This window comes from Nostoc sp. NMS2 (genome assembly GCF_017115105.1).
GTDB lineage: Bacteria > Cyanobacteriota > Cyanobacteriia > Cyanobacteriales > Nostocaceae > Nostoc.
Genome location: NZ_JABXKH010000177.1, coordinates 1 through 24,465, shown reverse-complemented (window position 1 = coordinate 24,465; position 24,465 = coordinate 1). Strand labels below are relative to the sequence as shown.

Sequence of the window (24,465 nt, the reverse complement as noted above, 5' to 3'; positions counted from 1 at the left end):
TTTATCCCCTAAACACTTGCTATTTTACAGGTTTTAGGGGATGAATCAGCCCTGCCGATAAATTGGGGGAAAGGGGGGATCAAAAGCCTGTGGCGCAACTCTAGCAGACTTGTGTGTACACCGTAGCCTAAAAGGAGAGAGAAATAGAAGTGAGGTTTTCCAGATACCGTGAAAAGTCAGGAATATTTATGCCCCATGCCCTAACTAACAACTCCCAAGACAAATTCACCTTCATTCACAGCTTGATTGGTTGCGACATCATAAACTAATCCATCTTGTTGAGCGTAGACATCAATTACACTAGGTAACTGACCTTCTTTATTAAAACTGAGAATTTGATACAGCTTTTGCCCAGCTTTGACTGTACTACCTAATGCTATTCTCGATTGAATCATACCACCTGCGATCGCATAATATTTTTTCCGGTTGCTGCTAGATGCAAAAGTCATTTCATAGGTTTTTGTATCATCAGAGAAATCAGGAATTTGCAGTACACCTTTTTGCAATAGATAGTTTTTCACACCTCGTACACCTTTAGCGACTGAATCAGGATTCATTTGCATTCCTGTTCCTAATTCCAGTGTCCAAGCTTCCACATCAAACTTGATTTCTTTACCTAACTCTTTAAAACAAGCTTCCAGTGCTAACCAAGGTTTGATAAAAGCTTCATCAAAAGCATCACCATCATATTTATCAAGTAAGATTCCGAAATCAAGCAGGAAGTATTTTGCACTATCTTCTCGATTTCGGAAATAATAAACGTAGTCTAACGCTTGATTTGTAGAACTATGTAAATCAATTAAGTAGTCTGCATCTAAACTCAGATTTTGTAGTTTGGAGCTAAAAATCTCAGTGTAGGGTACACCACTGGAAGAATTAATCTTTTCTAAAAGTTTCGCAAACTTCTGCTTAATTAAAGTTAGATAATTTTGTCGAATGACCTTTAGATCACTATGAAGTTGAGATTTAGTAAAAACTACTAAATCATCAGCTTCTTTCTCGTAATCCCAAAATATGCGATTCCAGTCTTTAGCTTCGTAAATACAGTAACGTCCAGGGGAAAAATGGTGAGCGCGTTCATTCGTCCCCATTGGATTACAAACGGGAACTAGCCAAATTTCTCCAGTTAAATCTGTATCATTTATTTTTAATAAAAACTCAATTAGCTGGTAAATAACGGCATTGCCAGCAATTTCTGCACCGTGCAGATTAGATTGAATGTATACCTTTTTACCAGGTTGAGCGCCGATGAATTTGTATAATTGTAAGTATAGGCGATCGCCCGAAGCCATTTGACGTAATACAATACTTTCAATAACTGGCAGCATGAAACAACTCGGTGATGATTTGAGTAAATTATCGCTGTATCTGTACTGAATTAAAAGCCTAACCCAATAGAATTTGCTGATTTCATTTGCGTAATCAGCTAACCTCTGCGTGAATGAATAGGATAAGGTAGCACACATTAACTTTACGTGAGTTCGACGAACCTCTCCCTGCCTTGAACTAAAGTTCAAGTCTGTCCCTCTCCGAATCGGAGAGGGACGGTTTTGCGTAGTAAAACCAGGGAGAGGTTTCAATATTTACGCCAATTAGGTAATTACTAAATAGCGCGTCGAACTCACGTTAACTTTGCGGCTATTTTTTGCGTAAGTTCTGAGTCAAATCAAAAACCTCTCCCTGGTTTTATTAAGCAAAACCAGGGAGAGGTTCGTTGAATTCACGTTTCATTAAAAAGGTGAGAGCATCAAGGAACCACCTACGACTACCGACTAACCTCCAAAGCCGGCAATTAAACGCTTGAGGGCGCGATCGGTAACATCGCTATAGCGCAGTTCTCCAGACATAATCTGACCCATGATTTTGGCACCAGAAGGATGCTTAACACCAACTTTGTAGCCAATACCAGGAAAGCGATAGAATGCTCCAGCTAATTTTTGTGCCCAAGCCATCTCAGTACCAAATTCTTCATTAATAGCTTCACTATATTTTTCTAAAGCGTTGATGTCACCAGAAAGGGCATCATTAATGGCTCCTGCTGCAATCAAGCCGCTAAAAATTGAAGGACGAATGCCTTCTGCTGTCATCGGATAAACTACACAAGCTGCTTCTCCAGCTAAAACAGCATTTTGGGTATGCAACTTTTGCTTTCCATCCCACAAGCAAAGGGGATAACCATACTGCTTGCTGGTTTTGATATCTAGATCAAACGATCGCGCGTATTCATCTAAAATCTTCTTAAAATCCTGGGGTTCGCCACCGCCAAACGTACCGATACCAATGGAATAACCATCCGCTTTCGGGAAGTTCCACATATAGCCATTTTTCACCAAGCCCAACTCAATGTGAATTGTGGATTTGTCTTTCACAGTGGTGGAAATCTCTGCTTCCAAAGCTGCTGCTAAACGGCGTTTACGTTCTTTGAAGCCTAGCCATTTTGCCATTAGCCCTTTAGCACCGTCAGCCGCGATTAAGTAGCGACCTGTAACTGGCTCATTGGCTGTGTTAACTTGCCAATAGTCACCTTTAAATTCAATACCCCTGACTTCAGTATTATCTCGGAGTTCAGCCCCTTGCTTTTGTGCTTGCTGCACTAGGAAATGGTCAAAAATATCTCGTCGCACCATCCAGACTGGTTCTTCTGTGGCGATTTTTGCTTCCACTGGGTCGCCTAATTTCCAGGTAAAGCGAAAGGAGTCAGCTTTTACAGAAATTGCTGGGCTAAAATCAAAGTCAAACCATTGAGCGATCGCTGGAGATACACCACCACCACAAGGTTTATATCTTGGTAAAGATTCTTTTTCTAACACTAATACTGAGCGACCCTGCTTGGCTAAATGATATGCAGCTGTTCCACCAGCTGGCCCAGCGCCGACGATGATGCAGTCGTACATAAGGCTGTATTTTGGCTCCTGAATTAGTTGATTATTTACTTCTACTTACTTGTTTAATTTTTTTGAGATACCTAAAAAATGATAAAGGCTGAAGAATTTTACCATCATCCTTCAGCCTTTATGTTTCAGACTTGAGACTTTAAACAGTCGTAATGTCTTTTTCTTTTTCTGCCAATAGTGCGTCTATTTTGGCTGTATACTCGTTTGTGAGTTTTTGCAAATTGTCTTGTTGGTCTTTTGATTCGTCTTTGGAGATTTCAGAGGCTTTTTCCTGCTTGCGAATCGAGTCTATGGCATCGCGGCGGATGTTGCGAATAGCAACACGACCTTCTTCAGCATACTTGGTAGCCATTTTAACGAATTCTTTTCGGCGATCGCTTGTCAAAGGCGGAATATTCAGCCGAATTACAGAACCATCGTTGCTGGGAGTTAAACCCACATCTGAAAGTGAAATCGCCTTCTCAACAATGTTTAGGGTGTTGCGCTCGTAGGGCTGAATCAGAATTGTTGAGGCATCTGGCGTGCTAATATTTGCCAGTGATTTTAAAGATGTAGGCGAACCGTAATAGTCCACTAATACCTTATCTAATAGACTCGCATTGGCGCGACCAGTGCGGATCGTGTTAAAAGCTCGTTGAGTTGACTCAACAGAACTTTGCATTTTGCTTTTCGCGTCAGCTAATATCACAAGAACCTCCCACAAGGGTACCGATGGATTCTCCCAAGACTGCTCGGTGGATGTTACCTCGCACCGTTAGGTCAAATACCAGAATTGGGATATTATTTTCTTTACACAAGGCGATCGCAGTACTATCCATCACCCGCAAATCTTTGGCTAAAACGTGCGCGTAGGTAAGGCTATTGTAACGCTTGGCGTTAGGATAAATCTGAGGGTCAGCATCATATACCCCGTCTACTTTGGTGGCTTTAAAAATCACTTCAGCATCAATTTCTGCTGCTCTTAATGCCGCAGTGGTATCAGTAGTAAAGAAGGGATTTCCAGAACCAGCCCCAAAAATTACCACCCGCCCTTTTTCAAGATGACGGATGGCACGACGACGGATATATGGTTCTGCTAATTCTTGCATAGCGATCGCAGTTTGCACCCGCGTCTGTACCCCTATGTGTTCTAGCGAATCTTGCAACGTCATGGCGTTCATTACCGTGGCAATCATCCCTATGTAGTCAGCGGTTGCCCTGTCCATCCCCGCCGACGCTGCTTTCACGCCACGAAAAATATTGCCGCCGCCAACAACAATGGCCATTTGAACGCCGGTGGCTATCACCTCTGCTACCTCTTGCGCTATTCCTTTGACCACTTCTGGATCAATGCCATAGCCCATGTTGCCCATTAAGGCTTCACCGCTCAGTTTGAGTAAAACCCGTCGGTAATTCGTTCCCATGAAGTTACGCTTTATCAAAAAAGTTGCAATTGCCTCCAATTTAAGATAGCAGTTACAGGGACTATCTATGTCTAGTTACGCCAAATCAATGTAGTACCTACTGGTTCTGTTTGTGGTACATCTATTGTCTGACCAAGAAATAGAGAGGCGATCGCACTTCTTAAATATTCTTCTCCCACTGCTGATGCATCTTGGGGATGATTGTCAATTTTGCCTTTGTAGCGGACTATACCATTAGCATCTATTAAAAAGGCCATTGGTGTTTTCGTAGCACCAAAACTCTGGGTTACATCTTGCGTCGAGTCCCACAGGTAAGGAAAGTTCAAATCGTGACGCTGGGCAAAAGCTTTCATATTTTCAAAGCTTGGCCTAGTTACATGATTACCATCACTACCATTCATCCCAATTAGTGTAAAGCCTTTGGGGGCAAATTCGGCTTGAATGTTTTTTAACCTGTTTATATACCACTCTACATAAGGACAGTGGTTACATAGAGAAATAACGCCCACTGCTCGGAACTTCTCAAGATAACGCCTGAGATGGTGTACTTGATCGTCAATTCCTGGCAGTTCAAAATCGGGTGCATAGCTCCCGACGGGAGTATCGATTGTTTCTAGTATATTCATGTTATCTGGCTCGCAGAACTAGGAACAAGAAAAATGTTGTTAAATTCAGCGTCAGTTTCCAGTTGCAAACCACCCCTTAGCCGATGCCTCATATTCTGACAATGTTATAGACCAAAATTGCGATCGTAAATTGTGAATCTACTGAATCTAGCACTGATACTAATTCACTCACATCTAAAAAAATCGTGAAAATATTACTCACATAATAGAAGTGATGATTCCTAATGCTGACATAATCTAAGTTGTGAGTAAATTACCTCCATCAACAAGATGAAAATTCTCTATCTGGATAAAACTATCAGCCTAGTACCGCAGGGCGTAATTCGTAATTCGTAATTCGTAATTCGTAATTGCTGTACCGTAAGGGTTTCATTGATTTGGAATGGGTGGTTTATTTACGCCGCGCTGTACTAGAAGCTTTCCTAGTGTATGCCTAAGTTATCACTAGAGCAAAGGATTTAATTTGAAAATCTGATAAATTTTATTCAAATTCAAAACAATTTTACTTACGCCTTACTTCTGACAGGCTTTTACCCTAGTATTCATCAAATTTCCCATGACAACCTCAAGTTCAAAAACAGCATTTACCTCTACAAAAACCTGGATTTGGCAAGATTTCCCTATCTGCTATCAAACCCAAGGAACCACTGGACCAGCTGTTGTCCTCGTGCATGGATTTGGCGCTTCTTTGTGGCATTGGCGGAAAAATATTCCCGTATTAGCGCAAAATTGCCGGGTTTATGCTATTGATTTGATTGGTTTTGGCGGTTCCGCAAAACCTCAACCTGGTGAAAAAATTGCCTACACTCTAGAAACCTGGGGACAACAAGTAGCAGATTTTTGCCGTGAAGTTGTCGGCGAACCTGCTTTTTTAGTCGGAAATTCTATTGGCTGTATTGTAGCCATGCAAGCAGCAGTTAGCAACCCAGATATTGCCTTGGGAGTTGCATTACTCAACTGTTCTTTACGGCTGTTGCACGATCGCAAACGGGTAACTTTACCCTTGTCTCGTCGTTTCGGAGCGCCTTTACTGCAACGCTTGCTTTCTATCAAACCAGTTGGCGATTTCTTTTTCAATCAACTTGCCAAACCGAAAACAGTGCGGAAGATTTTACTAAAAGCTTATGCTAATTCTGAGATGGTGACAGATGAGTTGGTAGATATTCTCACTTCACCAGCAAGCGATCCGGGGGCTGTAGCTGTTTTCCTTGCCTTTACTTCTTATTCTACAGGACCATTACCAGAAGACCTTTTACCACTGCTACCTTGTCCTGCAATTATCTTGTGGGGAACAGCCGATCCGTGGGAACCAATTAAGTTAGGTAGAGAATTAGCTAATTTCCCACAGGTACAAAAGTTTATTCCTTTAGAAGGAGTTGGGCATTGTCCCCAAGATGAAGCACCTGAGTTAGTCAATCCGATTTTACTTGATTGGATTTGGGAGCAAAAGACAGTAATAAATTCAGCAAAGTCAGAGGCATAATTTGCATCAAACTAACCCCAAAATATTTAGAATGTATATTGCAAATTGATTCTTATACTGCAATAAGTTAAAGGGAAAATAGAAAAGTAGATACTAAATATATAGCGGTTCTCGCTTGGATGTAATACAGTTTGACCTCTCTCCTTTTAGGAGAGAGGCTTTGAATCTTACTCCCCAACGCTAGTAGGGAAGAGGCTGGGGGTTAGGTCTGTATTGCAACTCAACTGGAACCGCCATAACATAATTTGGTTTATTCTCGCCGACTTACTTACTGCAATAAGTTAAAAGGAAAATAGAAAGGTAGATACTATATTTAGTATCTACCTTTATTTGCTCTAATCTGTTGATTTCATACATTAAGAAAAGATGGAGACGGTTCAAACTCTCTCTTTCAAAACTTGATTTATGTTGAGTGATTTATATGATGTTTCTCCTTACACCGCTAATTGCAAAGTTTAAACTACGGGGTTATGCAGTCCTTAAACTTTGCTAACTTAGTCTTACCACCAAGACCAGGAGTGTCTGGGGAAGCGGTGTCGGCGGAAATGGCGTCGGGGGAAGTGGCTTCTATAAAAACCGCGCATTCCTCCAGATAGAAGCTGCTGTTCTTCTTTCGATAACTCAACGAACAAATCAGGTGTAATAATTTGATCTGACATAATCGTTTGCCTCGCTTTTGTACAGTGCAGAAGAATGGCTAGTGCCTTGAGTTATACAGCAAAAGCTGTAATCTTCAATTAGTCAAAACTACTTTGATCTGAAGTAAGGGGAGTTTACCTACCTTTAACAAGGGGCTTAAGCCCCTTGTCTGGTTATAGGAGACTGCTCAAATTCTTTCTCAAAATTGAATTTATCTTAAGGGAGTTATATGAGCTTCTCCTGTTCCCACTAATTGCAAAGTTTAGGACATTTATGGGATTTTACGCAGGCGAACAATACCACTAATAAAGAATCGTTGACGACGGGAACCACCTGGGGATGTGCCTCCAACGCCGACAGAAGGCTCTTCACCACCTGATTCTTCATCACCTAAGTCTCCTTCTTCGCCATCTTGTCCACCAGCTAGAAGCTGTTGTTGCTCTGTAGATAAGTCCACAAGCAAATCAGACATGGTAATTTGATTTGACATAATTTTTTACCTCACTTACGAACATAGGTGTTATTCACCTATATTTTTAATAGTAATTATTTCCTGACAGTTTAAATTATTCTAAGGTTATAAATGATAATAATAAAATTATTCCTTTTGGCTCATGAAAATTTAAATATAAAATGAAAAATAACTTTGTATCTTAATTGGTAAAATTGCACTATATATTGATAATTTTCTCAAGCTTTATCCTGATTTAGTAAGTAAAACTTTAGTTATCTAGATTTTATTAATAAATGTAGAGGCACGATTAATTGTGCCTCTACGCCCAATACTGTTTGGTTTAGTCAAGACGCGATGAATCGCCGTCTCTACAATAATCAGTCTTTCGTCTTGACGGCGATTCATCGCATCTTTGTGATGATTTATCTCTAATTTTTATGAGAAGACACTATTTAAGAGATTGGTAATTAAATTTTTCCATTTATTCTCTCCTAAACTAGAGGTTGGTAAGCCAAATGTTATAGAAGACCCGATAGTAAATTGTGACAAACTATATCTAGTTTTTTGTGAAGAAACATCACCACCTACAAGATTTAATGTATTGTCTGCTGCAGTTTGGATATTAGTTTGCTGGATAAAAAAATTACTTCCACCTGGTATATTTGTGATTTGCCCAGCAGCTAGGGTTTCCTGTTCTTCTTCAGACAAATCTCTGAACCATTCAGGATTGTGGGATTTGGTATTTTCAGACATAGTTTTATTTGCTTATACAAAGACTATTTTTTAGGGAGCATCCCAAATGTGCAAGTTTATTTTTATAGGGTATTTGGAATTAGACTAGGAATGAAATAACGAACCGCCAAGGACGCAAAGAACGCAAAGGAAAGATGTTTGTACAGAGTTTTTGTGCCAGTTCTGTGCCTTTTAGCAAAATTGGGATGCTCCCATTTTTTACAGTGATAAAAACTTTAAATGCTCTCCTTGCTGAGAGAGAAAAGTCTCAATATTACCTTGTATTTGCACCTGACCTTTATCTAGTAGTACAATCCAATCGGCTCGATTAATTACGCTGGGACGATGGGTAATCAAAATAGTAGTTTTGCCTTCTCGGTATTTCAAAAGTCTGTCTAGTACGTGAGATTCGCTGACTGGATCGAGTCCGGCGGTTGCTTCGTCTAAAATAAGTACAGGTGGATTGGTGAGGATGCCTCTAGCGATCGCTAATCGTTGTCTTTGTCCACCAGAGATATTTGCCCCAAATTCCCCTAAAACTGTTTGATACTGATTCGGAAGTTGACTGATAAACTCGTCTGCATCAGCTATCTGGCAAGCTTTGACAATTTCCTCAAAGGAAATGTAAGGCGTTCCTAAGCGGAAGTTTTCTAAAATTGAGCGACTCCAAAAATGGGGTTCTTGGGGTACATAGACTACTTGTTGTCGCAAACAATCCAGGGAAAGGTCGTTGATGTTATAGAAGCCAATGCGGATATTGCCAGAGTTAGGCTGATATAAGCCTGCAATCACTTTCGCTAAACTACTTTTACCACAACCTGACTTACCAATCAAAGCGATCGCTTTCCCTCCAGGAAGTTTGAGAGAAAAATCTTCTAATAAGTCAACTCTGCCAGGGTGGTGAAATTGGATATGGGAACAGCGAATGTCTGCATCACTAGAAATTTGGACGACTGGCTTTTGACTACCTCCGACTACTTCCGGTGTCGCATCGATAACTTCCAGAAGGCGAGAAATTGCTGTTTGAGAGCGAAAATATTCATCTACTAAGCCAACCACTGAGTTAATTAAAGCCAGAACATTAAATTGTAAGGCGTTAAAAGCCAGCATTTGACCAATGCTTAATTCCCCATTAATCACCAAGATACTTCCTAGACCAAGTAAAATCACACCACCAATGGTAGCTATAAGTTTGCTAATAGTACCGTTGATAATACCGATTTGGATGGTGCTAAAAGTCAAGTTAGCAAGGCGGCCAAAGCGGCTTTGAAATTCATCCCAAAATTGCGGAGCGGCATTTGTAGTTTTGATTACCTGTGCGCCCTTAAAAGTTTCTACCAAAACACCTTGATTTTCCGTCCCTAAAACTAAGAGACTGCGGGTTTTTTGTTGGAGGATGGGTAAAAAAGGTAGGGTAGAGAGGGTAATTAACCCAGCAAAAACCATGACTGCTATTGTCAGTTTCCAACTGTAAAACAGCATCAAACAAAAAGAAACCACGGCAACAAAAAACTGGCTAGGTAAAAGAACTACAATTTGCGATACCAACTGGTTGATGTCGTTGATATCTCGCAGACGGCTAGTGATTTCACCACTACGACGGGCTTCGTAGTAATTTAAAGGCAATTGGAGAATTTTTCGCCCAAATTCCAAGACTAATCCTAATTGCAGTCGTTGCCCAAAATGAGCAATCATAATCGCTTGTAATAGTTGCAAAGTACTGCCGAATAAGCTCATAACTACAACGGCTGAGATCACAACAGTGAGTAACTGGGTATCTCCACGCACAAGTACATCGTCTGTAAGCAGTTGGATCAAGACGGGAGTACCTAGAGCCAACAGACCTAAGACAATGTTGATCGTTAAAACTTGAGTTAGCAGTCCACGATAAGGCAAGATGCGTATTAAAAAGCGACTTAAGCCACCTTTTGCTTCTTCTTCGGGCTGCTCAAAAAAACGTTCTGGATCTGGCTCTAGTAAGAGCATCACCCCATTCCAAGCTTCTGTTAACTCTTCTCGGTTAACATAACGAATACCCACACCAGGATCGGCAATGACGTATTTATTGCCGCGCTTGTTGTATAAAACAACCCAATGATAACCCCGCCAATGAATAATTGCTGGTAGATTTATTTCTGTGATTCTATCGACGATCGCAGGTGAAGCTTTCACTGCCCTGGCATTAAAACCTAGTGTCTCAGATCCACGTTTTAAACCCAGCAAAGTTGTTCCTAGCTGTCCAGTCCCAACGGCATCTCGACTGCGATTTATGCTTAAAAAACGTCCGTAATGTTTGCAAATTGAAGCAAGGCTGGCGGCTCCACAGTCTTCTTCACTCAACTGCAAAACACATTGGTAATTTTTATGGAGTTTGAATAGATCGAACATGGTTACTAAACCTATTAAAATAATTCGTAATTCGTAATTCGTAATTAAGTAATGTATGGGGGATTTTAACCCCACCGCAAAACTTGTCGCGCAATATTAGGCGAGGGACTTAGACCCCTCAAAAATATTAAAAATTTGTGATGAATCTGGCTTTGCGGAGAACGAACTGAAGCACCGTTTCTCGGCGGGAAATTATATCAGCCCTACCTTCCATGCCAGCTTTCAGATGACACTGGCGATCGCCTCTACTCAAATATGAAGTTTGTGGCTCAATAGTTACTTCGTAAGCAACTACCTGGGCTACACCTGAATTGACATTGTTTTTTACAGGTAAAGTATCTGGTGCAACTGTTTTGACAGTTCCTTTGAGAGTGCCGTAGTCTGGATAGGGACAAGCAGAAACTTGCATTTGAACTTTTTGGCCTGCTTTTACCTTGTCAATATCTTGAGCCGGCACACGAGCTTTAACTAGTAAAGAAGCGTTGAGAGGAGCAATCTGAGCGATCGCTTCACTTGGTTGCACTACTTGTCCTGGGTTACGAAGATTCAATTGCAACAGTGTTCCGGCGATTGGCGATCGAATCACACTCAAATTCAAGTCGGTTTGAACCTGTTGCAAATCTTTTCTACTGCTAGCGAGTTGCTTTTGGAGTTCAAGGCGCTGCTGGAGTAAGGTTTCTCGTTCTTTTTTCAAAGCGGCTAAAGTAGCCTCACCTCTAGCCTGTTCTTGCTTAATTCGTTCAGATGCCACTATTACAGCCGCATTACTGGCATTAATTGCGGTTTTAGCTTTTTCTAAATTCGTTTGTGCGATATTTAGGGCTTGTTCTTTGTCCTCCAAAAGATTTTTAGCACTAACTTTAGCTTCTTCTAGCTTCGCCTGGGCAGATATAACCGCTTGTTCTTTTTCCTCAAACAGATTGCGAGAAACCGATCCCGATGCTACTATCGGCTGCAATCGGTCACGTTGTACCTTGGCTACTTGCAAAGCTGCTTCTGCTTCTTGTACAGTTGCCCTTAAAACTTTTTCCCGCAGTAAGCGATCACGTTGTACCTTGGCTAACGTCAAGGCTGCTTGTACTTGTGTCATATCAGCCGCAGCTTTAACTTGCTGATCTTGATAGTTGCGTTGTGTCCCAGCTAATTCAGCTTGTGCAGCAATAATCGTGCGGTTGGTTAAGTTTGTCTGGGCTGCAATCTGAGTATCGATTTCACCCAGTTGAGCATCAATTTGACTTTGTTGTAATTTACCTTGCTGAATACTACTTTCTAGTTGACTCTTTTGAGTCTGAAGGCGGGAATTATCAATTTGAGCGATCGCTTGTCCCTGAGTCACCACTTGATTTTCTTGAATATCAATGTTTTGAACGGTTCCGGCCATCGCAGACTGAACAACCCGTAGTTCTCCTACAGGTCGAATACTTGCAGGAACTTTGACCGTGACATTGTAACTGAGAACAGATGTAAGAGCGATCGCAGCCACAAAGGTAGTGAGTAAAACTCCTCCGCCAATGTGAGTCCATTTGCTGATATGGGGGAGAAACTCGTTAACATCAACTACATGGAGTTGCTCTGGATTGGGTTCATTAAACCTATTTCCAAAATAGTTTTCCTCGCTGACTAAGAAGTTCGCCATAGTACATCATTTTTTGAAATGTATACATCAAAAGCTCAGGTTTATCTAATATCAACCCCATTTTTTTGCTGCAAAGCTGATTATCTTAAATTACTTGATTGCAAATCAGATGCCACAAAAAAAGATATGTCTTTGGTAATACGCCACAGGGCATAATCAAGAATTAAAGTCTATGTTAACCTTGCCAAAAGTAATCAGGTAGCTAATTGCAGATTCGGCTTGTAAGGTAATCACAATGTGAAATGGAATATCACCAGGAGTATTTGCTGAATTAAAGAATGACAAAGTAAGATAAATTGCTAAAAATTCCCAGCAGAATGTTTTATGATTGTCTATAATTAGTAAAAGGGGAAGAGAAAGATGTGCGCGACAAGATAAGCGAATTGATCTTTCTCAAGATTCAAACGCGGGCAACGCGGTAAGAATACAGAGGAGAACGCTCAAACTCCCTCAAAGTCCTCACTTACGTTGAGCGAGTTACAATAAACTCCTCTGGCCCCCTTTTTTATTTATAAACAAAACAATCTTAACTACAAGCCTCCATCCTGAATCTGGATGTTTTGTTTCTGTGCAGAGTCAAATAACAGGCAAGTATTGAAATTACTTATTTAGATTTCTGGTCAGGTAAGAAAGGCAATAAAAAACGAGTGTTACAAAAAATGGATTCACTCTTAACTGCCTGAAAACATTAACTCACAGCTTTCTCGTTGAGACTCTTTTCGCCGAGGATTTTGATAGATGATGAAGATGTAGAATATCTATCGGCTAAGAAGTGGAAAATCAGAATTTCCAGATTATCCAGCACCACCACAATAGTAGAATGGGTGGTGCTGTCTAGTGAAAGTAGAGAGGTAGTCTTTGTAATAATTAGCTACTTGGTTCAAAGTTTGAGATTTAAGCTAAGAGAAGTCAAAAAAGGCAAAAATTCAAAGCCAAAATTTACAAGAAATATTTTGAACGTTTTATTTTTTGCTTTCTCTCTTTTCTCTGCCTAAATTTGCCAAATACTCTGATTATGTAATAGCTGAATTTTGCAAATTACCTGTGAAAATAATCAATCTAAGCGGCAAACAGTGGCGCTGATAAAGCGGGCAAGGGCGGCAGGACTATAGCAGTAGTACCACCTAATTGTAAGCCCTGTAATGCTGATGTCTGAGTACCGTCATTTGAGCCTTTACTGTTAGCTTCGCTGCCATTAGGCCCAGATTTGCTCGTTCCGTCTAACTTTGTAAGTCTTTTAGCAAAATTGCTCTGATTTCTCTGAGAGTCTACACCACCAGCAAGTAACTCTTGTTGTTCGTCAAATAACTCGACAAACAACTCAGATGTTTTGATTTGATATGACATGATTGTTAGCCTCACTTACGAAATTAGGTATGTGACTACCTAAGACCCAACTATAGGCATTGTTTGTCATGATTTCATAAACCTGAAGACATAAAACCAAATTGTATTTTTGTTTCTTAAGGTAGATATAAAATCTTTAATTTTTTTTAGATATACCAATGCCGTAGAGCAAGAATGGTCAATATTTGCTATTTTCAAACTGATTTAAAGTATTTGAACATATATTTATAAATTTGGCATATCTAAAACCACTACTTTGACATTATGAGTGAGGGATCATTAATAAGTTTTACTTAAGTCTTTGCGACTAATACATAAGCCGTTGCGAAAAATACACAATCTGTCGTAACGAATAGACATCTCCGAAAATAATTGTAGAGACGTAGTGCTGCTACGTCTCTACAAGGGTTCTGGATAAAACATTATTTGATTTCACCAGATGTCTAATGGATAATATTAGGCTTTTCAAGTGGAGCAAATAAGCTCAGTAAATTCTGGAGCGGTAAAGCAAGAAAGAACGCCGCAATGGTCAAACCGTCGTCAACCGCTCAAAACTATTGACAAATCCCTCAAAAACTTCTGACTTTTCACAGTATTTGAAAAACCTCTCTCTAAATCTCTCTCCTAGAAGGAGAGAGACTTTAAATTTTCCCCCTTCCCGCACTTCGTGCCGCTACGCGAACGTAGGGAAGGGGGTTAGGGGGTTAGGTTTTTCGTGGCTTTTCCACATAACGTGAAAAGTCAGCAAAAACTTGAGGTATTGTTTTAAACTCTAAGTTACTATAGTGAACTTTAAAAACTATGCTGACCCAAGATAAAAAACAACACAACTGGAAACCTATTATCAAAGCATTCGAGGTTGTCCTTGGCAAAAATGGCGTAGTGCAACGCCGCGAAGAACTTATTACTTATGAATGTGATGGTTTAACTGGCTATCGCCAACGTCCGGCGGTAGTGGTATTACCTAGAACAACAGAACAAGTTGCCCAAGTGGTAAAGATATGCAATCAATATTCTATCCCCTTCATCGCACGCGGTTCTGGCACTGGTCTATCTGGCGGCGCTTTACCAGTGAAAGACTCTGTTTTGATTGTCACTTCTTTAATGCGGCAAATCCTCAGCATTGATTTGGAAAATCAACGCACAATTGTTCAACCAGGCGTGATTAATAGTTGGGTAACACAAGCCGTTAGTGGTGCTGGTTTTTACTACGCTCCTGACCCATCTAGTCAAATTATCTGCTCTATTGGAGGCAACATTGCTGAAAACTCTGGTGGCGTACATTGTCTTAAATATGGTGTCACCACTAACCACGTTTTAGGATTAAAAATTGTCACGCCAGAAGGGGAAATTGTTGATTTAGGCGGACAAATCCCCGAAATGCCTGGTTATGATTTAACAGGTGTTTTTGTTGGTTCTGAAGGCACTTTAGGAATTGCTACAGAAATTACTTTGCGAATTCTCAAAAGTGCAGAATCAATTTGCGTGCTGTTGGCAGATTTTACCAGTATTGAAGCTGCCGGAGCAACTGTTTCTGATATCATCAGCGCTGGAATTATTCCTGGCGGTATGGAAATGATGGATAACTTCAGCATCAATGCAGTTGAAGATGTTGTCGCCACAAATTGTTATCCCCGCGATGCTACTGCTATTTTGCTAATCGAAATTGACGGTTTAGAAGTGGAAGTTGCAGGAAATAAACAGCGAGTTACTGAAATTTGTAAAAAGAATGGGGCGCGAAATGTCACTTCTGCTAGTGACCCAGAAACCCGATTGAAATTATGGAAAGGACGCAAAGCTGCTTTTGCTGCGGCTGGTCATTTAAGTCCAGATTATTATGTGCAAGATGGTGTAATTCCCCGAACTCAGTTGCCTTATGTTCTACATGAAATTGAGGCATTAAGTAAGCAATATGGTTATCGGGTTGCTAATGTATTTCATGCTGGCGATGGCAATCTTCATCCATTAATTCTTTATGATAATTCTGTGCATGGAGCATTAGAACAAGTAGAAGAAATGGGTGGAAAAATTCTCAAACTTTGTGTGCAAGTTGGTGGCAGTATTTCTGGTGAACATGGCATCGGTGCGGAGAAAAAGTGCTATATGCCAGAGATGTTTAGCCAAGTTGATTTAGAAACTATGCAATGGGTACGGCAAGTTTTTAATCCTAAAGGGTTAGCAAATCCTGAAAAGATATTCCCCACACCACGAACTTGTGGTGAAGCAGCAAATGCATCGGCTGTCAAGCAATTTGAAGGTGTGGAAAGATTTTAATAAGGAATGATGAAGAAGATGATAAATTTATGAAGTTTTGACTTTTTACAGGATGTATAAAGTCAGATCAAAAGCTTGATGTCGCGTTGCGATCGCTAGAAAAAGTACCTTGGTTTGTTGCTGTATTAAATAGACAGCAACAGTATTGTATTTTCCCGGATAAATTGATAGAATTCTGTGTATTAAGCTTAACAAAAGAATAAAAGTTCTTTTCCTCAGACAGGATATTGGAAATTTTTTCCTTTTCTAGCGGCTTACCATAGATTATTTAGGCTCCCGCGAACTGAAAGCTGTAAGTGTTTTAGCTGACGAAAGCTGAGTCTGGGTCATCTTGATAGGCCCAAATTTTTATGCAAAGGCAGGGTAAAAGTTCTATCAGTGATGCGGAGTTATTGAGTCAGACTGACTCAGTAACTCCGCACCAAAGAATACAGAACCAAAGGATTAAGAGAATGCGTCTGAGAAAGTTAGTTAAATATGGGATTTTTGTGGTGATACTCGTCATTGGGTTCTGTTTCACAGCAATTGCCCGTGGTTATGAAATTCCACCCCCAAGTCAGCAGGTTGCGATCGCTCAAGAGACGAGCGATCTCATGCTCAACACGTTATTCGCAGCGCTGACGCAGGAGTTCGACGAAACTACTGCACAGAATGTAGAGCAGGGCAAACAGTCCATCTCGCTGATATTTAACGATCAGAACAAGGATATGCGGCTAGTTGGCACTGTTAGCCCACTCCAACAAAGCGATCGCCCCCGCGACAACTTTGAGTTTCAGGCAAACGCGCTGGCAATGGCTGGGCAGGCATACACGTCTGTCCAGAAGGTAGACAATCAATGGTTCTATCGACGCTCAATCCCTCTCAGCAACTTCAGAGCGGAGTGTGCCCTCTGCCACGTCAATTTCCCGGCCGGCCCCACGTCAGACCCAGTGGGTGCGCTCATGCTCAGGGTGCCAATCAAGAGGTAAGGCACTTCCAAAAAATAAAATAATTATTGTATGAAGTTAGGAGTCAGTGATGCCGACGGCAGCACTGACTTTCTGTTTTGTAGTAAATAAACGCGATGTGCAACTTATTCTTAAAACCCCACTTCCATTCCTCTCCCCGAAGCGGCTACGGCATACACACATCTTTGTAAACCTCATCTATGTTGAAACCTAGAGTTTTTTAAAAGATATATTTATGTAGGTTGGGTGGAGTGAAACGCAACCCAACATTATCACCTTATTCCTGAATTCTTATTTAATCATCATTTATTCACATACTCCGGAGAATTACAATTTTATTTTGTAGTTATATATAATATTCCGATCGCACTAGGTCACGCTTACAAATGAATCGGTTTGCTCGCCGTTGTGTTTCTTACTTAATGTGTTTGGGATTAGTAGTCACTTTAACAGTTTATTCACTCTCTTCAGTCTCTTCACTCCCAGTTTATTCCCAAAAAACAAGTCCTTTATCTACAGAGATTCGCGGCGTTTGGCTCACTAATGTTGCTAGTGGTGTACTATTTGTCCCTTGGGGTATTAACCGGGCTATAAACCAATTATCGTCTCTCAACTTTAATACAATTTATCCTGTAGTTTGGAACCGAGGACATACTTTTTATAAAAGTGCTGTATCTAAAATTACTACAGGCTCAGATACTCAACCTTTTCTCAATTTCATGCATGGTGGACAGGATGTTTTAACAAAGATAGTGACACTTGCCAAAAAGAAAGATTTGAGAGTCATTCCCTGGTTTGAATACGGGTTTATGACACCGCATTATTCACAATTAGCAAGGCGTTATCCCGACTGGTTAACAATTGGGCAAGAAGGTATAAAGTCTATCCAAGATGCACCACCAGAAGAAATTGATAATAGTTTAGTAAGTAAGTTAGCTTGGTTGAATCCCTTACATCCGCAAGTGCAAGAGTTTATCCAAGGGCTAATTTTGGAAGTAGTCAGAGATTATGATGTGGATGGTATTCAGATTGACGATCATTTTGGGATGCCAGTCCAGTTTGGCTACGATCGCTTCACGATTGAACTCTACCAGCAAGAACATAAAGGCAAAAGTCCCCCTATCGACCCTTTTAACTCAGAATGGATGCGTTGGCGAGCAGACAAAATTACTGATTTCATGGCAGAAATCTATCAAGCTGTGAAGGCGGTGAAACCCAAAGTTAAAATATCTCTATCTCCCAACTATCAAGCTTTTGCCTATAAATACTATTTGCAAGACTGGGAAAATTGGGTAAAAAAAGGTTTAGTTCATGAGTTAGTTTTACAGGTTTATCGAAATGATAAAAGCTCTTTTATCGCTCAACTAGAACAACCGTCTATAAAATTGGCTCAAAGTCTAATTCCTGTAGAAATTGGGATATCCACGGGAACGGTGCGTAATCCTGTGAAAATGGCACAAGTTAGAGAACAGGTTCAAGCAGTGCGCGATCGCAATTTTGATGGTATCTCCTTTTTCTACTGGGAGAGTCTCTGGGGTTACATTGTACCGGAATCGCCCCAACAGCGACGCAAAGCTTTTTTTGAGATGTTTAATGCTAGAACTGTCAGACTATTCAAACCAAAAAAACTTTGATGCCATTCGCGCCGGAAAATACTAGATTTAGCTTTACATTGCTGTGGACTCTCGCTACTTGTGGCGGTTTTTTATTGAGTTTACTTTTTATTGAAGTTGGCAATCAGCCAGATGTTGGGGTGGTAGAAGCAGCTATCGGCGGATTTGCGATCGCACTTCCTCAAGGTTGTCTTCTCAAAGAACCTGTATTTTGCATCAGGTGGATTTTGTCAAGTCTTTTGGGTTGGAGTATCATTACTGCGATCGGGATTGGTGCTGTGGGTTGGATTGTACCCAGTACTCAAATTCTTCCTTTGAGAATCCTGTCGGGAGCGATTTATGGCGCACTTGGCGGCTTGGGAATTGGATTGACACAATGGTTAGCAATTCCCCAGCCTATGGCGTGGCGATGGATATTTGTCTCTTCGGTAAGTTGGGCTGTTGCTGTCCCCGTAGGTTCTGCTGTGGGGCTGATTTTGCACCACTTAACGCAATTATTTTTAGGCGAAGTTATGGGGTTAGCTATCACTTGGCTGCTAGTTGGTATCCTCACCGGAATGAATGCTCATAAATTGCGACTGTAAGTTCCCATTCCCCAGCCCAATAAGTTTATTAAGAATTGTAAAATTAATTGATATAATTTGATGACTGTACTTAAGTATATGCAAAAATCTTGGAAAACTATTCAAAAATCATTAAATTTGCCCTAAACCGCAAATGTATTTTCGCCTTCAAAAAGCAGGATTTGTTAAGCTGACTTCTATTAGCTTTCCTAGATTTCTGACAAGAAGTAGAGAAAGATTCAAATTTCGATGAGCAACAGCTGACAATACTTTGCTATAGGCGCTAAAGTGCATCTACTACAAGCGTAACGATAAGAGAGCGCCTAGAAGAGTCAGTAATACCAGAAAGGGACTCTCGCATGAATATAAATCCAGCAGAATCAACTATGGAGTTGACAAAATTATCGCCTCCTCAAATTATCTTTGGCATAGAAGTAGATGAGAAAAGTAGTAGTGAGCAATTTCTACTGAGCATGTACGATTCCGCACAGGCATCAATATTTGTAGTAGATGTTCTAGAGGATGGAGATTTTCAGTATGTGGCACTTAATCCCACTCATGAGCGATGGATAGGCATTCGCTCAGACGATCTCCAAGGTAAAAAACCAGAGGATATTCTCTCCCCCATTGATGCTGCTAGGGTGCGTCAGCACTACGCCGACTGTGTGCTATTTGGTAAAACTATTTCTTACGAACAATGTTTGCAATTCCAGGGGGTTACTACTTGGTGGAGTACGACTCTCACGCCACTAAGGGATGCTAACTCCCGGATTTATCGATTGATTGGTACTAGTAGCAATATCACTCCTGTGAAGCAAGCCCAAGAAGCAGTCGGACTCCAGGTTGAACGGGAAAGATTGCTAGAAGCGATCGCCGGACGGATTCACCAATCTGTAGAATTAGAGACAATTCTGCATCAGACAACAATTGAACTGCGGCAGTTTTTGAATTGCGATCGCATCCTCATTTATCGCTTTGTAGCTGATGGCAGTGGGATAATCGTTGCCGAATCCAGTGTAGTTACTAGCGATCCCCTATTGGGAAAAAACATCACCGATCCCTGCTTGGGTGGCAAACATCCAGAACACTACGGGCGAGGTTGCATTCAAGTTGTTGAGGATATTTATGCAGCAGGCTTGCATCCTTGCCATATAGATTTCCTGGCATCTTTGCAGATTAGAGCCAATCTAGTTGTGCCGATTTTCCAAGAGCAAGATATGTGGGGGCTATTGATTGCCCAGCATTGCCACCAATCGCGTCAATGGCAGCAAACAGAAAAGGACTTACTCAAACAGTTGGCAACTCAAATCGGTATTGCTGTGCAACAAGCAGAACTTCGTCAGCAGCTTAAGGATCTCAAAGCCGAAATAGAGTTGCAAAAACAGAAACACAAAAGTCAGTTGCAGCAAGTGCGAAACTTTGAAGCCCTGGTGCGACGGATGACAGAACAAATCCGCGACAGTCTGGATGAAACTCAGGTGTTGCAGATAGTGACTCAGGAACTAACAGAGTTACTGAACCTTGATTGTTGCCAAATCGAACTCTATAGTCCCTGCCAAACCCAGGTAACTATTGCCTACGAGTACAGCACTAATCTACCTCGGTGTCAAGGATTGACTAGACAGATTGCAGACCGTCTGGAAGTTTATCAACCCTTGCTACAAAAACAACCTTTGCAATTTTTGGAAGTTACCCCTGGATGGCAACCAAAGTTGTTGGTTATATCCCAGATGGCTTGTCCAATTTTCGATATTCAAGGGATTTTGGGAAATCTTTGGTTGACAAGACCATCACAAGAGGCATTTGATGAATTTGAAATTGAGTTAGTGCAGCAGGTTGCAAATGAATCTGCGATCGCAATTCGTCAAGCTCAACTTTACCAACAAACTCAGATACAGGTACAAGAATTAGAAAATTGCGATCGGCTCAAAAACCAATTTCTCCGAAACCTCTCCCAAGAACTGCGAACCCCAATAACTAGCATTAGCCTTGCAGTCCAAACCCTCGAAAGCGTCTTAACACCAGCAGAAATATTAGAGATAGAAATAGTTCCACAACTCTTGCAGATTCTGCATAACGAGTGTGCGCGAGAAAGCAAATTAATTAACGATCTACTCAAACTCACATATCTCGAAGCGGAACCCGAACCCCCAACTTTGATTGCCATTGACTTACAAAGCTGGCTTCAACCCATTGTCGAGTCTTTTCGAGACCTCACCAACTGTCAGCGACAGCAGTTAAAACTGAGTATAGATCGCGCCCTCCCGCCTTTAGAGACAGATATCACAGATATGGAGAGGATTATCACCGAACTACTCAACCATGTCTGCAAATATACCCCAGCAGGTGAATTAGTCACAGTTTCTGCCTACTTAAGAGGGGATGCAGTAGAGCTTAATATTAGCAATTCTGGACTAGAGCTTACCAGCAACGAACTGTCACGGATTTTTGAGCCTTTTTATCACCTTTCCAAACACGATCCTTGGAAACACAGTGGCACTGGACTGGAATTAGCATTAGTGCAGAAAATGGTCAGACATTTAGGCGGCTCAATTTATGTAGAGAGTGGAGCCGGTCAAACCACCTTCACCATCACATTCCCCCTTTAATTCGTTTTTTGAGCGTTTTACTAGCTAAATTCTCAAAAGTTGTGCTATGATAGTTATTCGTGTGGGTGACTAGCTCAACGGTAGAGCAGTAGACTCTTAATCTATTGGTTGCGGGTTCAAATCCCTCGTCACCCACTATTCCAGCCCTTCACAAAAAACCTTTGCCTAAATCTTGCCTAAATGGATCTTGTGCCAAACTCTAAAAGCCTTGTCTGTCAAGGATAAACGGCAATAAATTTTTGACTAATCTAACCAAAAACGCCTCTTACCTTTTGGTAGTAAGCGTGGATACAGTGATCATGTCCACACTTACGCTTAGAATGTGACAAAAAGGGAATTATGACTAATAGGCTCAAAGAAATACGCGATCAGCTTGAGCAACAAGGATGCCCAATTAACAAATCTCTAAAAGCTGCTCAAATTATTCTAAAAACTGAAAATAAGTCATTAGCGGGTCGTGTCGCTGCTCAAATTGTAATTAATGCCTGGGATTCAATATGGTCAGGTCAAGCCAGTGGTAACGATAGCCCCTCACGTGCAAATCCTGCGGGAAAGAGTAGCTAAGAGACTGGATGTAAGGGGTTATGACCTGCCAAGTGACAAAATGGAGATTATGCCCATTCGATACTACAAGCTGGAAGGAAAAACACCCGTTGCTGCTGAGTCCTTTATAGATTGGAATTTATGGATGGCTTCAGCCACCTTTGCTGAGACTACAGTTATGCACAACGATTTCAATGACTCTCTAGTTTCAACTAGATTTGTGGGCATTGACTTAAACCCTGGCAGTGGCAACTCTAAGGCTCAACCGATGATTTTTGAAACATTGGTCATGGGTGGGGTACTCGACGGGAAAAAACAACTCTACCCCACTTGGGACGAAGCGATACAAGGGCATCTTAAGATATGTAGTCAAATTCTGGCTCTAAGTTGACTGCAAGTTGTCTCTGACTTAACTCCAAGTTATCTACACTCCAAGCTACAAGATAACTGACTGCCCCCTAACCTAAATTACTAGAGTGAATCCCCAAAGGCTACTCGCTAGCCTTGCCACGGATCAACCAAGCTTTGATTTCCCTGAGTTCGTTATTCTGATCCGCGATTTGTTCTTCAAGGTCTCTGAAACCGTAAGCGATATTTTTTGAAATTTCTGCTTGATTACGAAGAAGATGCTCAAAGTCGCGCTTTTCATTTAAGGCTTTCTCTGCTGATGCGACAGCTTTTTGGATAGTTTGCTGGCGCTTGCCGATCCACCAAGCTACCCAGCCAGAGATAGAACCAATGCAAGCCAGCAGAAAACCACCCAGGCTGACATCAATTTTCATTATTTTTATTACTTAAAATTATTTTGGGATAGCTTCCCAAATTTTTAGTCTACAATTCCCCACTGGGAAGGCTAATTTGAAGCGCAAAGTGAAGGGTGAAATACCATCAGGAAAAATAATAACCTTTCTCGTATTGTTGGGTAAAACATAATAACTGGAAACTTCAGTTATGCCACCGACTTGAAATAAGTTGACTGTTTGTACCAAATACCCAGCTCGATTTTTTTGATTAATATTAGTGGTAGTAGCGAGTACCGCCACTATACCTGATGTAAATTCTCTGGGAATATCAAAGTTTTGATTGCCTAAAATAGACTGATCAAACCTGATATTCCACAGATAATTATTCCTGAGATCGCTATAGCCTTCCGGCAATTCCATCTCTAGTTACTCTTGATGCTTACGCCATTGATGTTGTATTCACTGGCACCAATTTTAATTTTTTTACCGTTTATTTTACCACCGGTCGTGACATCCCCAATTTTGTCAGGTTCGCAAAACCTAACAGCGCTTTTGCTGTTACCGTTAGCATCAGTATATCCAATTCGCACTTCAGCCGGTCTGGGACTGTTGGCACCAAACATTAAGCCAGAGTCGGTATCTTTTGCAAGCTTTACACCTAACCCCTCAGCGATGTTTTTGTAGGCATCCTTTTTACCGCGCCATGCAAACTTCATAGCACCAATATCACCAACTGAACCGCCCAGGTTAATATAGTAAACCTGGGTTTTTGCATCCGTCGCCATAATTTCTTATCCTCACAAAGATTTACTTACCCAAAATAGCGCCGAGAAAAACTAGGGAAGATAAACGGCAGGAGTCGCAACCAGTGCGCCAGCAGAACTCACGCTAAATACAGCGGGGGCTGAGAAAGTAATAGAAACGAGTTTATTCTCAGTGTCAACCGAGGTTTGAATATTGTTAGGTCTATCGGTTGTAATAGCCAGTTCAGCTTGTTGAATGCGAATTGCTAATTCCCATAGTTGAGCCTCAAGGGTGGACGCGACAGTAGTAACGCTAGCAGCCATAAGTATGTACCTAGAATTTGTTTCATTTGATACACCAAAGCTAGCTTTTGATCGTTAACTATGTCACCCCACATCGCTAACTCCCCCGATTGGGCCTTAACCCTCAATGGGGTTTATGTTGATTACTGCTATACCAATTTTTAAAAGTTTCTACACTGTCTTTGCTCAGATACCACCTACCACCACTTTTAAAAGCTTTAAAGCGTTGGCGAATAATATGATATCTAACACCACTTTCTGTTAAAAATAGAATTTTGCAAGCTTCTGGTAGTGATATATAATTGTCGTTTTTATTGTCTTTATCACTTTGCCGTCGGACTCGATGAGGTAGAATTTGCATTACGTAAACTCTACCCTCCAATTAGGTTTATTATTCTTCTGTCCATCCTTAAAGTACCTGCCATAGCGCGGCTTCACCCCAGGGTTAGCGCGTCTCAAACCCTATTGACAGAGGGATTATGGCAGAGGGTCTGAGTTTGGGAGAGCCGCAGCCAAAACAGAAAC

25 protein-coding genes and 1 tRNA gene are annotated in these 24,465 nt (G+C 41.1%); 9 read left to right on the top strand and 17 right to left on the bottom strand.

The window, feature by feature from the left end; genetic code table 11:
- Positions 1-200: 200 nt before the first annotated feature.
- From HWQ36_RS33040 to HWQ36_RS33020, 5 genes are all read right to left on the bottom strand, one after another.
- Positions 201-1,328 (bottom strand): succinylglutamate desuccinylase/aspartoacylase family protein, encoded by a 1,128-nt coding sequence (locus tag HWQ36_RS33040; protein WP_292710997.1) that lies wholly within the window; start codon positions 1,326-1,328, stop codon positions 201-203.
- A gap of 444 nt (positions 1,329-1,772) precedes the next feature.
- The gene (locus HWQ36_RS33035; protein WP_292710994.1) at positions 1,773-2,894 is read right to left on the bottom strand and encodes a geranylgeranyl reductase family protein; all 1,122 of its coding nucleotides are present in this window, start codon (positions 2,892-2,894) and stop codon (positions 1,773-1,775) included.
- A 139-nt stretch (positions 2,895-3,033) separates the two neighbouring features.
- A complete protein-coding gene (gene frr, locus HWQ36_RS33030; RefSeq protein ID WP_292710991.1) occupies positions 3,034-3,582 on the bottom strand; it encodes a ribosome recycling factor in 549 nt (182 codons plus the stop codon).
- Positions 3,569-4,297, bottom strand: coding sequence for a UMP kinase (pyrH, locus tag HWQ36_RS33025; RefSeq protein ID WP_292710988.1), 729 nt, complete (start codon positions 4,295-4,297; stop codon positions 3,569-3,571). Before pyrH ends, frr begins: the two co-directional genes overlap by 14 nt.
- A gap of 71 nt (positions 4,298-4,368) precedes the next feature.
- Positions 4,369-4,923 carry a thioredoxin family protein gene (locus HWQ36_RS33020; RefSeq protein WP_292710985.1) on the bottom strand — a complete coding sequence of 185 codons (555 nt, stop codon included), beginning with the start codon at positions 4,921-4,923 and terminating at the stop codon, positions 4,369-4,371.
- 556 nt (positions 4,924-5,479) lie between these two features.
- Here HWQ36_RS33020 and HWQ36_RS33015 point away from each other — a divergent pair.
- Positions 5,480-6,406, top strand: coding sequence for an alpha/beta fold hydrolase (locus HWQ36_RS33015; RefSeq protein WP_292710984.1), 927 nt, complete (start codon positions 5,480-5,482; stop codon positions 6,404-6,406).
- Positions 6,407-6,906: 500 nt separating this feature from the next.
- Here the strand turns inward: HWQ36_RS33015 and HWQ36_RS33010 are convergent, their stop codons facing one another.
- From HWQ36_RS33010 to HWQ36_RS32980, 7 genes are all read right to left on the bottom strand, one after another.
- Positions 6,907-7,065: a hypothetical protein gene (locus HWQ36_RS33010; RefSeq protein WP_292710983.1), complete on the bottom strand. Its 159-nt coding sequence runs from the start codon at positions 7,063-7,065 to the stop codon at positions 6,907-6,909.
- Positions 7,066-7,316: 251 nt separating this feature from the next.
- Positions 7,317-7,535, bottom strand: coding sequence for a hypothetical protein (locus HWQ36_RS33005; protein WP_292710981.1), 219 nt, complete (start codon positions 7,533-7,535; stop codon positions 7,317-7,319).
- A 240-nt stretch (positions 7,536-7,775) separates the two neighbouring features.
- Positions 7,776-7,904 (bottom strand): hypothetical protein, encoded by a 129-nt coding sequence (locus HWQ36_RS33000; RefSeq protein ID WP_292710979.1) that lies wholly within the window; start codon positions 7,902-7,904, stop codon positions 7,776-7,778.
- A gap of 30 nt (positions 7,905-7,934) precedes the next feature.
- Positions 7,935-8,252 carry a hypothetical protein gene (locus HWQ36_RS32995; protein ID WP_292710977.1) on the bottom strand — a complete coding sequence of 106 codons (318 nt, stop codon included), beginning with the start codon at positions 8,250-8,252 and terminating at the stop codon, positions 7,935-7,937.
- Between the two features lie 198 nt (positions 8,253-8,450).
- Positions 8,451-10,619 (bottom strand): peptidase domain-containing ABC transporter, encoded by a 2,169-nt coding sequence (locus HWQ36_RS32990; protein ID WP_292710976.1) that lies wholly within the window; start codon positions 10,617-10,619, stop codon positions 8,451-8,453.
- A gap of 127 nt (positions 10,620-10,746) precedes the next feature.
- Positions 10,747-12,255: an HlyD family efflux transporter periplasmic adaptor subunit gene (locus tag HWQ36_RS32985; protein ID WP_292710975.1), complete on the bottom strand. Its 1,509-nt coding sequence runs from the start codon at positions 12,253-12,255 to the stop codon at positions 10,747-10,749.
- A gap of 1,059 nt (positions 12,256-13,314) precedes the next feature.
- A complete protein-coding gene (locus tag HWQ36_RS32980; protein ID WP_292710974.1) occupies positions 13,315-13,602 on the bottom strand; it encodes a CTB family bacteriocin in 288 nt (95 codons plus the stop codon).
- A gap of 801 nt (positions 13,603-14,403) precedes the next feature.
- Between HWQ36_RS32980 and glcD the strand changes: the two genes are divergently transcribed.
- The 8 genes from glcD to HWQ36_RS32940 all read left to right on the top strand — a co-directional run bounded on the left by glcD (position 14,404) and on the right by HWQ36_RS32940 (position 22,542).
- Positions 14,404-15,876 carry a glycolate oxidase subunit GlcD gene (glcD, locus tag HWQ36_RS32975; RefSeq protein ID WP_292710972.1) on the top strand — a complete coding sequence of 491 codons (1,473 nt, stop codon included), beginning with the start codon at positions 14,404-14,406 and terminating at the stop codon, positions 15,874-15,876.
- A gap of 452 nt (positions 15,877-16,328) precedes the next feature.
- A complete protein-coding gene (locus HWQ36_RS32970) occupies positions 16,329-16,844 on the top strand; it encodes a hypothetical protein (RefSeq protein ID WP_292710971.1) in 516 nt (171 codons plus the stop codon).
- A 365-nt stretch (positions 16,845-17,209) separates the two neighbouring features.
- Positions 17,210-18,457, top strand: a complete 1,248-nt coding sequence (locus HWQ36_RS32965) for a glycoside hydrolase family 10 protein (RefSeq protein WP_292710970.1) — start codon at positions 17,210-17,212, stop codon at positions 18,455-18,457.
- Complete coding sequence (locus HWQ36_RS32960; RefSeq protein WP_292710957.1) at positions 18,457-19,020, top strand: hypothetical protein; 564 nt, start codon at positions 18,457-18,459, stop codon at positions 19,018-19,020. Before HWQ36_RS32965 ends, HWQ36_RS32960 begins: the two co-directional genes overlap by 1 nt.
- Before the next feature lie 338 nt (positions 19,021-19,358).
- Complete coding sequence (locus HWQ36_RS32955) at positions 19,359-21,608, top strand: GAF domain-containing protein (RefSeq protein ID WP_292710954.1); 2,250 nt, start codon at positions 19,359-19,361, stop codon at positions 21,606-21,608.
- A 63-nt stretch (positions 21,609-21,671) separates the two neighbouring features.
- Positions 21,672-21,743, top strand: a tRNA-Lys gene (locus HWQ36_RS32950).
- Between the two features lie 204 nt (positions 21,744-21,947).
- On the top strand, positions 21,948-22,172 hold the full coding sequence (locus HWQ36_RS32945; RefSeq protein WP_292710950.1) for a hypothetical protein: 225 nt from the start codon (positions 21,948-21,950) through the stop codon (positions 22,170-22,172).
- A gap of 49 nt (positions 22,173-22,221) precedes the next feature.
- On the top strand, positions 22,222-22,542 hold the full coding sequence (locus HWQ36_RS32940) for a hypothetical protein (protein ID WP_292710947.1): 321 nt from the start codon (positions 22,222-22,224) through the stop codon (positions 22,540-22,542).
- 100 nt (positions 22,543-22,642) lie between these two features.
- Here the strand turns inward: HWQ36_RS32940 and HWQ36_RS32935 are convergent, their stop codons facing one another.
- The 5 genes from HWQ36_RS32935 to HWQ36_RS32915 form a co-directional block, all read right to left on the bottom strand.
- Positions 22,643-22,933, bottom strand: a complete 291-nt coding sequence (locus tag HWQ36_RS32935; protein WP_292710945.1) for a hypothetical protein — start codon at positions 22,931-22,933, stop codon at positions 22,643-22,645.
- Positions 22,934-22,951: 18 nt separating this feature from the next.
- A complete protein-coding gene (locus HWQ36_RS32930) occupies positions 22,952-23,314 on the bottom strand; it encodes a hypothetical protein (protein WP_292710942.1) in 363 nt (120 codons plus the stop codon).
- Positions 23,315-23,316: 2 nt separating this feature from the next.
- A complete protein-coding gene (locus HWQ36_RS32925) occupies positions 23,317-23,679 on the bottom strand; it encodes a hypothetical protein (RefSeq protein WP_292710939.1) in 363 nt (120 codons plus the stop codon).
- A gap of 51 nt (positions 23,680-23,730) precedes the next feature.
- On the bottom strand, positions 23,731-23,961 hold the full coding sequence (locus HWQ36_RS32920) for a hypothetical protein (RefSeq protein WP_292710935.1): 231 nt from the start codon (positions 23,959-23,961) through the stop codon (positions 23,731-23,733).
- A 103-nt stretch (positions 23,962-24,064) separates the two neighbouring features.
- Positions 24,065-24,301, bottom strand: a complete 237-nt coding sequence (locus HWQ36_RS32915) for a helix-turn-helix domain-containing protein (protein WP_292710933.1) — start codon at positions 24,299-24,301, stop codon at positions 24,065-24,067.
- Positions 24,302-24,465: the final 164 nt, after the last annotated feature.

Coding starts and splice junctions, on each gene's coding strand:
- HWQ36_RS33040 (WP_292710997.1), bottom strand. CDS start 1,328: ATGCTGCCAGTTATTGAAAGTATTGTATTACGTCAAATGGCTTCGGGC.
- HWQ36_RS33035 (WP_292710994.1), bottom strand. CDS start 2,894: ATGTACGACTGCATCATCGTCGGCGCTGGGCCAGCTGGTGGAACAGCT.
- pyrH (WP_292710988.1), bottom strand. CDS start 4,297: ATGGGAACGAATTACCGACGGGTTTTACTCAAACTGAGCGGTGAAGCC.
- HWQ36_RS33020 (WP_292710985.1), bottom strand. CDS start 4,923: ATGAATATACTAGAAACAATCGATACTCCCGTCGGGAGCTATGCACCC.
- HWQ36_RS33015 (WP_292710984.1), top strand. CDS start 5,480: ATGACAACCTCAAGTTCAAAAACAGCATTTACCTCTACAAAAACCTGG.
- HWQ36_RS33010 (WP_292710983.1), bottom strand. CDS start 7,065: ATGTCAGATCAAATTATTACACCTGATTTGTTCGTTGAGTTATCGAAA.
- HWQ36_RS33005 (WP_292710981.1), bottom strand. CDS start 7,535: ATGTCAAATCAAATTACCATGTCTGATTTGCTTGTGGACTTATCTACA.
- HWQ36_RS33000 (WP_292710979.1), bottom strand. CDS start 7,904: ATGAATCGCCGTCAAGACGAAAGACTGATTATTGTAGAGACGGCGATT.
- HWQ36_RS32995 (WP_292710977.1), bottom strand. CDS start 8,252: ATGTCTGAAAATACCAAATCCCACAATCCTGAATGGTTCAGAGATTTG.
- HWQ36_RS32990 (WP_292710976.1), bottom strand. CDS start 10,619: ATGTTCGATCTATTCAAACTCCATAAAAATTACCAATGTGTTTTGCAG.
- HWQ36_RS32985 (WP_292710975.1), bottom strand. CDS start 12,255: ATGGCGAACTTCTTAGTCAGCGAGGAAAACTATTTTGGAAATAGGTTT.
- HWQ36_RS32980 (WP_292710974.1), bottom strand. CDS start 13,602: ATGTCATATCAAATCAAAACATCTGAGTTGTTTGTCGAGTTATTTGAC.
- glcD (WP_292710972.1), top strand. CDS start 14,404: ATGCTGACCCAAGATAAAAAACAACACAACTGGAAACCTATTATCAAA.
- HWQ36_RS32970 (WP_292710971.1), top strand. CDS start 16,329: ATGCGTCTGAGAAAGTTAGTTAAATATGGGATTTTTGTGGTGATACTC.
- HWQ36_RS32965 (WP_292710970.1), top strand. CDS start 17,210: ATGAATCGGTTTGCTCGCCGTTGTGTTTCTTACTTAATGTGTTTGGGA.
- HWQ36_RS32960 (WP_292710957.1), top strand. CDS start 18,457: ATGCCATTCGCGCCGGAAAATACTAGATTTAGCTTTACATTGCTGTGG.
- HWQ36_RS32955 (WP_292710954.1), top strand. CDS start 19,359: ATGAATATAAATCCAGCAGAATCAACTATGGAGTTGACAAAATTATCG.
- HWQ36_RS32945 (WP_292710950.1), top strand. CDS start 21,948: ATGACTAATAGGCTCAAAGAAATACGCGATCAGCTTGAGCAACAAGGA.
- HWQ36_RS32940 (WP_292710947.1), top strand. CDS start 22,222: ATGCCCATTCGATACTACAAGCTGGAAGGAAAAACACCCGTTGCTGCT.
- HWQ36_RS32935 (WP_292710945.1), bottom strand. CDS start 22,933: ATGAAAATTGATGTCAGCCTGGGTGGTTTTCTGCTGGCTTGCATTGGT.
- HWQ36_RS32930 (WP_292710942.1), bottom strand. CDS start 23,314: ATGGAATTGCCGGAAGGCTATAGCGATCTCAGGAATAATTATCTGTGG.
- HWQ36_RS32925 (WP_292710939.1), bottom strand. CDS start 23,679: ATGGCGACGGATGCAAAAACCCAGGTTTACTATATTAACCTGGGCGGT.
- HWQ36_RS32920 (WP_292710935.1), bottom strand. CDS start 23,961: ATGGCTGCTAGCGTTACTACTGTCGCGTCCACCCTTGAGGCTCAACTA.
- HWQ36_RS32915 (WP_292710933.1), bottom strand. CDS start 24,301: ATGCAAATTCTACCTCATCGAGTCCGACGGCAAAGTGATAAAGACAAT.